The following is a 12653-nucleotide window of genomic DNA, read 5'->3' as shown; positions in this document are numbered from 1 at the left end:
ACCAGCCGCGCCAGTTCCACGGTGCGGTTGGCGTAGCCCCACTCGTTGTCGTACCAGGCATAGAGCTTCACCTGGGTGCCGTTGACCACCAGGGTCGACAGCGCATCGATAATCGAGGAGCGCGGGTCGGTGCGGTAGTCGATGGACACCAGCGGGCGTTCCTCATAGCCCAGAATGCCCTTTAGCGGGCCAGCGGCGGCGGCCTTAAGCAGAGCATTCACTTCTTCCACCGTGGTGGCGCGCTCCACTTCGAATACGCAGTCGGTCAGCGAGGCGTTGGCCAGGGGCACGCGCACCGCATGGCCGTTCAGCTTGCCGCGCAGCTCGGGGAATATCTCGGCGATGGCCGTGGCCGAACCGGTGCTGGTGGGGATCAGGCTCATGCTAGATGCGCGGGCGCGGCGCAGGTCCTTGTGCGGCTGGTCGAGGATGCTCTGGGTGTTGGTCAGGTCGTGGATGGTGGTGATCGAGCCATGGCGGATGCCGAGGTTCTCGTGGATCACCTTGACCACCGGGGCCAGGCAGTTGGTGGTGCAGGAGGCCGCGGTAACGATACGGTGCTGCGCCGGATCGAACAGCTGCTGGTTGACCCCCATCACCACATTCAGCGCGCCCTGCTCTTTCACCGGAGCACAGACCACCACGCGCTTGACGCCCTGATTCAGATAACCCTGCAGCATCGCCACGGTCTTTATCTTGCCGCTGGCCTCGATCACCAGATCGCAGCCCGACCAATCGGTGTCGGCTATAGCCTTGTTGGCGCTGACCTTGATCCGCTTGCCGTCGATCAGCACGCACTCGCCGTCGCTGCCCGCCTCATGCTGCCAGCGCCCATGCACCGAATCGAAATTAAGCAGATGGGCATGGGTCACGGCATCGCCGGCCGGGTCGTTGATCTGCACGAACGCAAGCTCCGGCCAGCCCCAGGCTGCGCGCAGGGCCAGGCGACCGATACGGCCAAAACCGTTGATACCTACCTTGATGGTCATAGGCTGATTCTCTCGTTCAAGTGATTAAATATTTCGCGGCGCAAAGATAATGATCGCCATGCCGAGCATGGCCACGCCGGCCCCCAGCAGGTCCCAATGAGTCGGGCGAATGCCATCCACCAACCACAGCCAGACAATCGCCATCGCCACATACACCCCACCATAGGCGGCATACACCCGCCCGGCAGCGGTCGGGTGCAGGGTCAACAACCAGGCGAACAGCGCCAGCGCCACAGCGGCCGGCAGCAGCAACCAGATGCTCTTGCCCTGCTTGAGCCACAGATAGGGCAGGTAGCAGCCAATGATCTCGGCCAGGGCGGTCAGGGCGAATAGCCCCAGGGTGTTGAATATCGCCATCTCAGAACCTGTTCAATGTCTCGCGAGCTAGAGCCATGCAAGGCGCTACGTAGTAACAGCCGAAGGCTGGTCAAAACGCCGAGGAAGCGGAGTTTACGAGTTGTAAATGAGCATTCTGAGCCTGTTTTTAACGCAGCAGGGCCGACGCGCAGCAGACTTTGAACAGGTTCTCAGGCGTCGAACTGGGCAATCCAGCCCGCATGGGCCGGGTGCTGGATGGCTTTCGGGCGCAGCGCCTGCACCAGGCTGATAGCCTCACTGCGGGCAATGCCCTGGTCGATCAGAATGCGCGCGGCAATCAGGCCAGTACGCCCGGAACCACCCTTGCAGTGGATGGCGATGCTGCGGCCATCGGCCAGCAGCTCACGAATCTGCTCGCGGGCTTGTTCCCAGGCGGCATCGAAGTCGGCCAGGGGCACCTGTTCATCGGCCACCGGCAACTGCAGCCAGGCCAGACCCAGCTCGGCGCACAGCGCCGGCAGCTCGCTGGCGCCATTGAGTTCCAGTTCAGCCGTTGGCATCAGGGTCAGCAGCGCCTCGGCACCAGCCTGCTTGAGGGTGGCCAGGGCGCTGGCGATGCTGCTGTCCTTGGTGCCTGGGCAGGGGGTGAAGATCAGTTGGCCCGGACGGCTGGGGATACTGAGAACATCGAAGGGATGGGACATGGCGAATAATCCTGGAAGTGTCAGATGGCGATTTGATTGACCCGTTTGGACAGCGGCTCGGCGGACGCCTTAGGCGCTCAGCCGCAGAGCGATGGACGATCAGGGCGGTTGCGCATGTTGTGCAGGCGCAGGCTGTCTTCGGTCAGTTGCGGGTCACCCGCTTTCAGAACCTGCTCCAGGGTCTGCCCGACCCAGGCCGGCAGCTGCGGATGCAGGCGGTAGTAGACCCACTGCCCGGCGCGGCGATCTTCCAGCAGGCCGCTGCTGCGCAGCAGCGCCAGGTGGCGGGAGATCTTTGGCTGGCTTTGCTCCAGGGCCACGGTCAGCTCGCAGACGCACAGCTCGCCTTCGCGGACGAGCAACTGGGTCATACGCGCGCGGGTGTCATCGGCCAGACACTTGAACAAGGTGACCGGACTCAGGGCTTCACTTAGGGTGCGCTCGCGCTTGCTCTTCACCAGCACGAACATCTTGATGCGTTCGTGAATCTGCTGCAGGCAATGTTTATAGGCATTGGCCTGCTGGCTGCTGACCGGGTCCTCGAAGTCCCAGGCGATATATTCGCCGGCCCCTGGCAAGGTGCTGCACTCGAAGGCGGACTTGTCGCACAGGGTGATGACATAGTCGAACTGCTGGCCGGCGAAGTCTTCCAGGGGCTTGCTGTGCAGGCCCTCGGTGCTCACCCCCAGTTGCTCCAGAGCCAGACGAGCACGGGAGTCGACTTCACCGGGTTGGGTGCCGGCGCTAAAGGCCTCATAGCCTTCGGGGTCGGTATGCCGCAGCAGGGCTTCGGCCATTTGCGAGCGGGCGGCATTGGCCACGCAGAGGAACAGCACACGGGCTTTCTGAGTCATTAGGGCGGCATCAGCAAATTCGGTTTGGCGAATATATTGATTTCCGTATATATCGGCAAATAAATATTTGTTGAGCGGATCAGCTGCCCGCCGACCCAGGCAGCGCTCAATGCGCGCAACAGGGCAAGCGCACCACTTGTCTAAACTTGCGCTTTTCTTGGCCCGGGGGCTGGCAGCCCATGCTGGCCGGCGTAGCATGAGCCTTCCCGAGGAGGGTCCATGTCGCAACTCGAGCATCTACAGGTTTTCCAGAGCATGCACAGCTCGCCTAACGCCCGCCTGCTGCGCAGTGCCGAGCTGGGTGACGGGCTGGCCGCGGCCGTCTGGAGCAACCAGCACGATACCCGCGACTATCAAGCGCCCAGCCATCACACCCTGTCCTGCTACCTGGCCGGCGGCACCGGCACCTTCAGGCGCGAAAGCCCGCACAGCAAGGGCGCCCCAGACAAGCTGTGCATCCTCCCGGCCGGGCATCAGTCGGCCTGGGTGATCAATGGCGCAATCCAGTTGGCCCATCTGTATATCAGCCAGGAGCAGTTCGCCCTGGCGGCGGTCAACCTGCTGGATCGCGAGCCGCGGGAACTGGAGCTGCGCGAAGGCACCTTTCTCGACGACCCGCAGCAAGCCCAGCGCTTTCGGCGGCTCAGCGCGCTTGACTGGAGCGAGCCGGCCGAACGCCTGCTGAGCAGCAGCCTGGCCCACGGCCTGATCAGCCATGCGCTGCTGTCCCAGGTCGGGCGGCGCGAGGGCCTGCGCCTGACTGGCGGCCTGGCGCCCACACAACGCCGCCGCCTGCGCGAATTTATCCACGCCAACCTGGATCAGCCGCTGAGCCTGGGCCAACTGGCCAGCCTCTGCGCGCTGTCCGAATATCACTTCGCGCGCATGTTCCAGCTCAGCTTCGGCCTGCCGCCACACCGCTATGTGCTGGCCCAGCGCCTGCTGCGCGCGCAGCAGCTGCTGCAGGGCAGCGCGCTGCCGTTGGGCGAGATCGCCCTGGCCTGCGGTTTTGCCAGCGCCAGCCATTTCAGCAACCGCTTTCGCCAGGCCCTGGGGGCCACGCCTGGGCAGTATCGCCAGGCATTCGGCGGTTAAGCGCCCGCTCCGCCCCAAGCTATGTAAAAATCCTCGGCTGTCCTTTAGATACGCCGCCCTTATGCCGACTCGCACTTCTCCCGCCGCAGGGTGCCGCTGATGCCCCTGGACCTACTGCATATCCGCCAGGAAGACTGGCGCGCGGAATTCGGCGTGGGCGATTTTCAGCGCGGTGCGGCCTACGCCGCGCAAGGGCGCAGCACGCTGCTCAGCCTCAAGGGCGACCTGTTGCTGGCCAGCTGCCGCGGCTCGGGGGCGCAGACCTATCAGCAGCGCATCACGCTCAAACCCTACGGCCAGGGCTGGAGCGTCAGCGGCCGCTGCAGCTGCCCGGTGGGCTTTAACTGCAAGCATGTGGCCAGCGCCCTGCTGACCCTGCAAAGCCAGCAGGATCAGGGCGTCGATCTATCGCCCTTGATAGTGCCGAACCAAGAGTCGATCGAGCAGCGTCTGGAGAACCTCACACCCAGCCCGGTGCTAAGCCTGGGCAGCCTGGTGCGGGTGCATTTCGATGCGCGCAAGGGCCGCATGCAGGAGCAGACCCAGCACCGCGCGGCCCTGGCCTTCGACTACCAGGGCCACCTGGCCGTGGGCAAGCCCACCAAGGATCTGCTGGTGCGCCAGGGCCCCGGCCAGAGCCTGCGCATAGTGCGTGATCCAGGCGGTGAAAGCCTGCTGCGCAAGCGCCTGGAGCAGACCGGCCTGCAGGTCGCGCTACGCCAGAGCGAGGCCCTGCCCGAGAGCGCCGGCGAGGCCTATGAGCAGCCCAGCGAGGCGGCCTGGCTGCTGTTCGTCCGCGAGCAGCTGCCACGCCTGCGTGAAGAAGGCTGGCGGATCCACATGCAGCCGGAGTTCCAGTTCAACCTGGCGCAGGTCGATGACTGGTACGCCGAGGTGGAGGAAGACCCCGAGCGGAACTGGTTCGACCTGGAACTGGGCATAGAGGTGGAAGGCCAGCGCCTGAGCCTGCTGCCGATCCTGTTGCAGGCCATCCGCCGCACGCCCTGGCTGCTCAACGGCGAGGCGCTGAACAAGCGCGAGGATGACGAGATGCTGCTGGTCAACCTGCCGGGCAGCCACAAACGCGCGGCCCTGCCCTTGGCCCGGCTGAAGCCGCTGCTGGCGACCCTGGGCGAGCTGTTCTTCCGCGAACCCGCTGAATCCAGCCAGCGCCTGCGCCTGTCGCGCCTGGATGCCGCGCGCCTGCACCAGCTGGAGCAAGGCCCGGCGCTGCAGTGGCGAGGCGGCAGCCAAGTGCGCGATTTTGCCCAGCGCCTGCAGCAGCTGAATGCCGGGCAGATTCAGGCCCCGCCCGGCTTGCAGGCCGAACTGCGCCACTATCAGCTGCAAGGCCTGGCCTGGATGCAGGCGCTGGCCGAGCTGGAAGTCGGCGGCCTGCTGGCCGACGATATGGGTCTGGGCAAGACCCTGCAGACCCTGGCGCATATCCTCTGCGAACACCAGGCCGGGCGTCTGCGCCAGCCGGCGCTGATCGTCATGCCCACCAGCCTGATCCCCAACTGGCAGGACGAGGCCGCGCGCTTCACCCCGCAGCTCAAGGTGCTGGCCCTGCACGGACCGAAGCGCCGCGCGCTGTTCAAGCAAATCGCCGAGCACGACATCATCCTCACCACCTACGCCCTGCTGCCGCGCGACCTCAAGGCCCTGGCGGCGCACAGCTACCGCCTGTTGATTCTCGATGAGGCGCAGAACATCAAGAACCCGCGCAGCAAGGCGGCCCTGGCCGCCGGGCAACTGCAGGCCGGGCAACGCCTGTGCCTGACCGGCACACCGCTGGAGAATCACCTGGGCGAGTTGTGGTCGCTGTTCCACTTTCTGATGCCCGGCTGGCTCGGCGACAGCAAGAGCTTCGCCCGCGACTACCGCACGCCCATCGAGAAACAGGGCAACCCGCAGCGTCTGGCGCACCTCAGCGGGCGGATCAAACCCTTCGTGCTGCGCCGCAGCAAGGAACAGGTGGCCAGCGAGCTGCCGCCCAAGACCGAGATCACCCACTGGGTCGAACTCAGCGCCGCGCAGCGCGATCGTTACGAAACCCTGCGCCTGGCCATGGACAAGAAGGTCCGCGACGAGATCGCCCGCCAGGGCCTGGCGCGCAGCCAGATCGTCATACTCGAGGCGCTGTTGCGCCTGCGCCAGGCCTGCTGCGACCTGCGCCTGCTCGGCGAGGACAGTGACGAGAGCTTGACCAGTGCCGATTCCGGCAAGCTCAGCGGCCTGCTGGAGATGCTCGATGAGCTGTTCGCCGAGGGCCGCCGGGTGCTGCTGTTCTCCCAGTTCACCTCGATGTTGAGGCTGATCGAGCGGGAGCTGCAGGCGCGGCAGATCCCCTACGCCAAACTCACCGGCAGCACCCAGGACCGGCGCACCCCGGTGCAGCAGTTCCAGGCCGGCGCGCTGCCGATCTTCCTGATCAGCCTCAAGGCCGGCGGCGCCGGCCTGAACCTCACCGCCGCCGATACCGTGATCCACTTCGACCCCTGGTGGAACCCGGCCGCCGAAGCCCAGGCCAGCGACCGCGCCTACCGCATCGGCCAGGACAAGCCGGTGTTCGTCTACAAGCTGATCGCCCGTGGCAGCGTCGAGGAGAAGATCCAGCAGCTGCAACAGGCCAAGGCCAACCTCGCCCGCGGCGTGCTGGAAGGCGGCAGCCAGGCGCAGTGGCAACTCGGCGAAGAGGATCTGCAGGCGCTATTCGCGCCGCTTAGCGACTGAGTACGCGGTCCTGAATTCGCGCAACAGCCCCCCCCACCGAGTCACGGCGAGAAGAAAGGGGCAGCAGCGGCCCGCCTGGGCTTATTCGCTGATAGGCCCGCGCCGGGCGCTCGGCATCAGCTGGAGAAATTGTTCTCCGCTCATATGCACCAGCGCCTCATGATCGCCCGACTCGAAATACAGGTCCTTGATCGCCGTCAGCGACTCGTCGATCAGGGTGTCCATCTCGAAGACACTGCCCACCGGCGGAATCGCACCCTCGGCACAATCGCCGAAGCGCGTACCGAACTCGTTTTCCCGAACCAAGCGCCAGTGGCGTTTGGTCAGCTTGCGCACCTTGTCGAGGTCGACCTGGCGGGTCGCCGGGACCACCGCCATCAGCCAGTGGCCCTGGAGGTCGTCGAGAATCACCGGTTTGGCCAGCAGATGGGGCGGTACGCCAGCGCGGCGCGCCGCTTCGCGGCTGGTCATCGAGGGATCGTGCTGCAGCATGTCGTAGTGGGAATGCTGCTGTGACAAGTAGCTATGCAAACTGGCAGCCATGCTCATGGTCTACCTCCTGCCGTTGGCCTGCAGCCCGCCTACCCTCTCCGCTGGCGGCGGGCGACAATCGACTCGCACGCACCCCAGGTTACTGCAGCGGGTGTATGCCGAGCCGCCTGGGAACCTCCTTGCCCCGTCCCGAGCAGCGCGCCCAAGCCACTGCTCTCAGTAACAGTCTAGGCCGCTGGCAGCAGGCGCGGAGAACAGCCGACGATCTGTGCCGGCTAGTAGTGCCAGCTAGTGCATGGGCAAGCGCGGCGCCGCACTAGCCAGTCCCGCCAGACTGCTTTACACTGCGCCAGCACTGTATAAATAAACAGTTTTCTTGCAACCCATCAGCGTGAAGGCGTAGAGGTGATGAATGGCCGTCGAAGTGGTGTACCGCAGCAGCCGAGATTTGGAGCGCTTGTTTATGGATAAAGCCGAAGCCGACCGTCACGACAAGATGCTCGAACTGGCCGAGCTGTTGGCCGCTGTGCTGCAGAAGGCCGTGCCTTCGTTGAACGAAAGCCAGGGCGAAGAGCTGGGCATCTTTATGGCGAAGAACCGCGAGATCTTCGCCAAGGCCTTCAAGAACCAGCCGGATGCGCTCAGCGAGTTGAGCGAACAGGCGAGCGAATAACCCTTCAACCTTCTGGTTGCTGCAAGGCCTGCACCAAGGCCTGGAGAAAACGCGCGGCCTCGCCGCCGGTGACCGCACGGTGATCGAAGGTCAGGGACAGCGGCAGTATCGGGTGCACCTCGACCTTGCCCTTGACCGCCACCGGCTCGTCGCGAATGCCGCCGGCACCGATGATCGCCACCTGCGGCGGCATGACGATGGGGTTGGCGTAGCGGCCGAACAGGGTGCCGAAGTTGGACAGGGTGAGGGTCGCCCCCATCATTTCCTGGGGCGGTATGGAGCGCGCCTTGACGTCGGCGCGCAGGCGCGCCAGCCCGCTTTTCAGATCCTCGGCGCTGCGCGCGCCGACATGCCGCAGCACCGGCACGAACAGGCCGTCGGGGCTGTCCACGGCAATCCCTAGGTCGAGCTGGGCGTGCTGCTTGATCGACAGCGACTTGCCATCGAACCAGCTGTTGAGCACCGGCTCCACCTGGCAGGCGGCGGCAATCGCCTGGGCGATGCGCACCAGCGGGTCGCGGGCCTGGGGCCACAGGTGCAGGTCGGCATCGCCGACTATCACCACCGGCACCACCTCGGCATGCGCGCGGGCCATATTGATCGCCATGCTGCGCCGCACGCCGCGCAGCTTCTCCCCGCCGAACTTGTCGCGGGCGCTCTGGGTCGCGGCCTCGACATCCTCGCGGGTAATCAGGCCGTCCGTGCCGCTGCCCTGCAGGCTGCTCAGATCGACCCCCAGTTGCCGCGCCAGCTGGCGCACCGCCGGAGTCGCCCGCGGCGCCAGGTGTTCGCGGGTGGACGGCGCGGCGCCGACGAAAAAGCTGTCGGCCTGGGCCCCGCCACCGCCCTCCAGGCGACCGACCACGGTGCCGGCATCGGCCTCACCCTCGTAGGCCAGCAGCGGCTCGCCGACATGCAAGATGTCGCCCTCGGCACCGAAGGTCTTCACCACCACCCCGTCATAGGGCGCGGGGATATCCACTATGGCCTTGGCGGTTTCCACCGACACCAGCAGTTGATCGGCCTTGACCACATCGCCGGCCTTGACGTGCCACTCGACTATCTCGGCTTCCTGCAGGCCTTCGCCCAGGTCGGGCAATTTGAAATATTTCATGGCGTTCTCCTGATGCGCCGGACCCATCCTCTACTTGCTTACTCCGACAGCTACCCCCGGAATACCGCCAACCGCCCCCACTTCCCCGGATTACATCCGGGCTACTAGTTGCGCGGGGTGGACATGGCAAAGCCTTGTCCACCGCTTGCGACCTGGATGGCGGACAAGCCTTGCGGCATGTCCGCCCTACGACTACCCGCCCTTATCCGCCTCAGGCGTAATTCAGCACCGCGTCGCAGGCCGCGACTATGTCCGATGCATCGGGGATATACAGGCCTTCCAGGCGGTACAACGGCGGCGGGATATCCGGGGCGGTAACCCGCTGGATCGGCGCCTGCAGATCGAGCAAGGCGCGCTCGTACAGGCTGGCGGCTATCTCCGCGCCAACCCCGCAGCTTTTCGGCGCCTCGTGCACTATCACGCAGCGCCCGGTCTTGCGCACCGAGGCCTCCAATGTGTCGAGGTCCAGCGGCTTGATCGTGGCCACATCGATCAGCTCCACCGACACGCCGCGCTCGGCCAGTTGCGCGACGGCCTGCAGGCATTCGTGGATGCTCGCGCCCCAGCTGATCAGCGTCAGGTCACTGCCCTCGCGCAGGGTAAAGCAGCAGTCCAGGGGCAGGCGCTTACCGTCGTCGTGCAACTCTTGGGGGTTCATCCGATACAGTCGAGTCGGCTCGAGAAAGATCACCGGATCGGGGTCGTCGATGGCCGCCAGCAGCAAGCCATAGGCCCGCGCCGGCGACGAGGGGATGACCACGCGCAAGCCCGGGATATGGGCGAACAGCGCCTCGGTGCTCTCGCTGTGGTGCTCCGGGGCGCGGATGCCGGCACCCATAGGGCTGCGCAACACCATGGCACAGCCGAGGCGGCCGCGGGTGCGGTTGCGCAGGCGACTGGCGTGGGACACCAGCTGCTCCATGGCGGCATAGATAAAACCCATAAACTGGATTTCCATCACCGGCTTCAGGCCCTGGGCGGCCATGCCCACCGCCAGGCCGGCGATCATGGTTTCCGCCAGCGGCGTGTCGATCACTCGCTTGATCCCGAAGGCCTCGCGCAGCCCGGCGGTGGCGCGAAACACCCCGCCGTTGACGCCTATGTCCTCGCCGAGCAGAACCACATTGTCGTCCTCGTACATGGCCCGGTGCAGGGCCAGGTTGACCGCTTCCAGCAGGCTGACCTTGTTACTGTCCATGCTCGCCTCCTCCCTGCCGCCGCGCCGCCCGCTCCAGCAGCATCTCTCGCTGTTCGGCCAGGGCCGCCGGCCACTGCGCATAGACATACTCAAGCGCCGCCTCGGGCGGCTGCTGGCCGGCGCCTTCGAAGGCCTCCACCGCCTGCTGCACCAGGGCCTGGCACTCGCCGATAAGGGCTTGCTCGCGGCCCTCGTCCCACAGCCCCTGGGCGACCATAAAGGCCTGCAGGCGCTTGATCGGCTCTTCCTGCCAGGCCTGTTTCACCTCCTCGGCGCTGCGGTAACGGGTGGCGTCGTCGGCGGTGGTGTGGTCGCCCAGGCGATAGCTGAGGCACTCCAGCAACACCGGGCCCTTGCCATGCCGGGCGCGCTCCAGGGCCACCTGCATGCGCGCGTAGACCGCCAGCACATCGTTGCCATCCACCTGCTCGCCCGGGAAGCCGGCCCCCAGCGCCTTCTGCGCCAGGGTCGGGGCACCGCACTGAATGCGCCGCGGCACCGAGATCGCCCACTGGTTGTTGTTGACCACAAACACCACCGGCAACTGCCAGGCCCCGGCGACGTTCAGCGCCTCGAGAAAGTCGCCCTTGCTGGTGGCGCCGTCGCCGCAGGTGGTCACCGCGACCCGGTGCTCGCCGCGGATCTTGAACGCGCTGGCCACCCCGCAGGCATGCAGGGCCTGGGTGGCGATGGGCACGCAGAGCGGAAAGTCCTGGGCCACCGCCGGGTCGACATAATCGCTGCCGCGCTCGTCGCCGCCCCAATACAGCAGGATTTCCTCCATGCGCACGCCACGCATCAGCTGCACCGCGGTGTCACGGTAATAGGGCACCAGCACATCCTCGGCCTGCATCAGGGCGCCGACCGCCACGCCTATGGCCTCCTGGCCGAGGGTCGGCGCATAGGTGCCGATGCGCCCGGTGCGTTGCAGGGCAACGGCCTTCTGGTCGAACAGGCGGGTCAGCACCATCTGCCGGTACAGCCGGGCGAGCAGCGCGGGGTCGTCGGCCCAGGCCGGCAGCCCGTCGAGCAGGCGGCCCTGGGGATCGAGAATACGGGTATAGGGCAAGGGCAGTTTCAGGCTGTCAGGCATTGCTGTACTCCTCGACATCTTGTGGATGTCCACTGAGCCGCGGGCTTATGGCCCACAGCCGTACCAGTGCGGCGGCCCTCAGGGGCCATAAAGCAGACGCTCGGCCAGGGCATCGGCGACCCGCGACGGCGAGCGCTTGTCGGCCTGGGCATGGGCGTAGATTTCGGTCAGGCGCAGGCTGATCTGGGTCAGGTGGGCGGTAATCGCCATCAGGCTTTCGCCCTTGTGCCGTAGCGCCACATAGATCAGCCCGCCGGCATTGATCACGTAATCCGGGGCATAGAGAATCCCCCGCGCCTGCAGGGTGTCGGCGATATCGGCACTGGCCAGTTGATTGTTGGCCGCCCCGGCCACCGCCGAACAGCGCAGCTGGCCGACCGTTTCGGCATTCAGTACGCCGCCCAGGGCGCAGGGCGCGAGGATGTCGCAGGGGGTGGTAAGCAAGGCCTCGTGGGCCACCGGATGGGCACCCAACTGCTCCATCGCCAGTTGCACCCGCCCGCCATCCAGATCGCTGACCAGCAACTCGGCGCCGGCGGCATGCAGCTGCTCGGCCAGGGCGTAACCCACATGGCCGAGGCCCTGGATGGCCACCCGCAGGCCCTCCAGGTTATCGCCACCGAGGCGCGCCATGGCCGTGGCGCGAATGCCGGTGAACACGCCCATGGCGGTATGCGGCGAGGGGTCGCCTTCGGCGGTGGTGCTGGTGACATGCTGGGTGTACTGGGCGATGCAGTCCATGTCGGCGATGGAGGTGCCGCTGTCCATGGCGGTGATGTAATGACCGTTAAGGCTCTCGATAAAACGCCCGAAGGCTTCGAACAGCGCCGCGCGGCTGTCGACATGCAGCGGGCGGATGATCACCGCCTTGCCGCCACCCTGTTGCAGGCCGGCCAGGGCCGCCTTGTAACTCATGCCCTTGGCCAGGCGCAGCACGTCCTCGATGGCGCTCTGCTCATCGGGGTAAGGCAGGTAGCGGCAGCCGCCCAGCGCCGGCCCCAGGCGGCTGTTGTGGATGGCGATAATGGCCTTGAGGCCGCTCTGCGGGTCCTGGGCGAAGTGCAACGACTCCAGCCGGGTGGTTTCCATCATGGCGAACATGCAGTGGCTCCCGTACTGATTTGCTTCTCAGTATAGGGTCTGTTGACGTTTCGTCGCGGCCGCGACGGAGCCTGTTTTTGCGCGGGGCCAGGCACGAGGAGCGTGGTTTGGTTGTTCCAAATAAGCGACGAGAAACGCAGCAGCGCGCAAAAACAGGCCCGTCCCTGCGGGTTGCGCGGCAAATTGTGCCAGGCGGCGTTGCGCGACTTGGCAAGGGAACAACCATTGCCGGCGTCCCGCGCCTTGCCTGGCGCAATTTGGCGCAGCAACGCGGCTCGCTGCGAAA

The 12653-nt window shown here is 65.8% G+C and carries 13 protein-coding genes; 3 read left to right on the top strand and 10 right to left on the bottom strand.

The window, feature by feature from the left end:
- From Q8Q83_RS09335 to Q8Q83_RS09320, 4 genes are all read right to left on the bottom strand, one after another.
- The coding region (locus Q8Q83_RS09335) for an ArsJ-associated glyceraldehyde-3-phosphate dehydrogenase (RefSeq protein ID WP_305623122.1) at window positions 1-989 on the bottom strand (989 nt) is incomplete at its 3' end.
- A 24-nt stretch (window positions 990-1013) separates the two neighbouring features.
- Complete coding sequence (locus tag Q8Q83_RS09330) at window positions 1014-1346, bottom strand: YnfA family protein (protein WP_305623120.1); 333 nt, start codon at window positions 1344-1346, stop codon at window positions 1014-1016.
- A gap of 170 nt (window positions 1347-1516) precedes the next feature.
- Window positions 1517-2011 carry a dual specificity protein phosphatase family protein gene (locus Q8Q83_RS09325; RefSeq protein WP_305623118.1) on the bottom strand — a complete coding sequence of 165 codons (495 nt, stop codon included), beginning with the start codon at window positions 2009-2011 and terminating at the stop codon, window positions 1517-1519.
- A 77-nt stretch (window positions 2012-2088) separates the two neighbouring features.
- Window positions 2089-2865, bottom strand: coding sequence for a metalloregulator ArsR/SmtB family transcription factor (locus Q8Q83_RS09320; protein ID WP_305623116.1), 777 nt, complete (start codon window positions 2863-2865; stop codon window positions 2089-2091).
- 219 nt (window positions 2866-3084) lie between these two features.
- Between Q8Q83_RS09320 and Q8Q83_RS09315 the strand changes: the two genes are divergently transcribed.
- Together Q8Q83_RS09315 and Q8Q83_RS09310 are read left to right on the top strand one after the other, a co-directional pair.
- Window positions 3085-3960: a helix-turn-helix domain-containing protein gene (locus tag Q8Q83_RS09315; protein WP_305623115.1), complete on the top strand. Its 876-nt coding sequence runs from the start codon at window positions 3085-3087 to the stop codon at window positions 3958-3960.
- 99 nt (window positions 3961-4059) lie between these two features.
- On the top strand, window positions 4060-6696 hold the full coding sequence (locus Q8Q83_RS09310; protein WP_305623113.1) for a DEAD/DEAH box helicase: 2637 nt from the start codon (window positions 4060-4062) through the stop codon (window positions 6694-6696).
- Window positions 6697-6777: 81 nt separating this feature from the next.
- Here Q8Q83_RS09310 and Q8Q83_RS09305 read toward each other — a convergent pair whose 3' ends face one another.
- Complete coding sequence (locus tag Q8Q83_RS09305; RefSeq protein ID WP_305623111.1) at window positions 6778-7245, bottom strand: aminoacyl-tRNA deacylase; 468 nt, start codon at window positions 7243-7245, stop codon at window positions 6778-6780.
- A gap of 355 nt (window positions 7246-7600) precedes the next feature.
- Here Q8Q83_RS09305 and Q8Q83_RS09300 point away from each other — a divergent pair, with 355 nt between their 5' ends.
- Complete coding sequence (locus Q8Q83_RS09300) at window positions 7601-7861, top strand: YebG family protein (protein WP_305623109.1); 261 nt, start codon at window positions 7601-7603, stop codon at window positions 7859-7861.
- A gap of 4 nt (window positions 7862-7865) precedes the next feature.
- Here Q8Q83_RS09300 and Q8Q83_RS09295 read toward each other — a convergent pair whose 3' ends face one another.
- From Q8Q83_RS09295 to Q8Q83_RS09275, 5 genes are all read right to left on the bottom strand, one after another.
- Entirely contained in the window at window positions 7866-8975 is a 1110-nt protein-coding gene (locus tag Q8Q83_RS09295) for a dihydrolipoamide acetyltransferase family protein (RefSeq protein WP_305623107.1), read from the bottom strand.
- A gap of 211 nt (window positions 8976-9186) precedes the next feature.
- Window positions 9187-10173 carry an alpha-ketoacid dehydrogenase subunit beta gene (locus Q8Q83_RS09290; protein ID WP_305623105.1) on the bottom strand — a complete coding sequence of 329 codons (987 nt, stop codon included), beginning with the start codon at window positions 10171-10173 and terminating at the stop codon, window positions 9187-9189.
- Window positions 10163-11266, bottom strand: a complete 1104-nt coding sequence (pdhA, locus tag Q8Q83_RS09285; protein WP_305623103.1) for a pyruvate dehydrogenase (acetyl-transferring) E1 component subunit alpha — start codon at window positions 11264-11266, stop codon at window positions 10163-10165. Before pdhA ends, Q8Q83_RS09290 begins: the two co-directional genes overlap by 11 nt.
- Before the next feature lie 78 nt (window positions 11267-11344).
- Entirely contained in the window at window positions 11345-12367 is a 1023-nt protein-coding gene (locus Q8Q83_RS09280; protein WP_305623101.1) for a Glu/Leu/Phe/Val dehydrogenase, read from the bottom strand.
- Window positions 12355-12653, bottom strand: a 299-nt coding sequence (locus Q8Q83_RS09275; RefSeq protein WP_305623099.1) for a hypothetical protein, incomplete at its 5' end; no start/stop codon positions are given. The genes Q8Q83_RS09275 and Q8Q83_RS09280, both read right to left, overlap by 13 nt.

This window comes from Pseudomonas sp. (assembly GCF_030696055.1).
GTDB lineage: Bacteria > Pseudomonadota > Gammaproteobacteria > Pseudomonadales > Pseudomonadaceae > Aquipseudomonas.
This window is presented reverse-complemented; position numbering and strand designations above follow the sequence as displayed.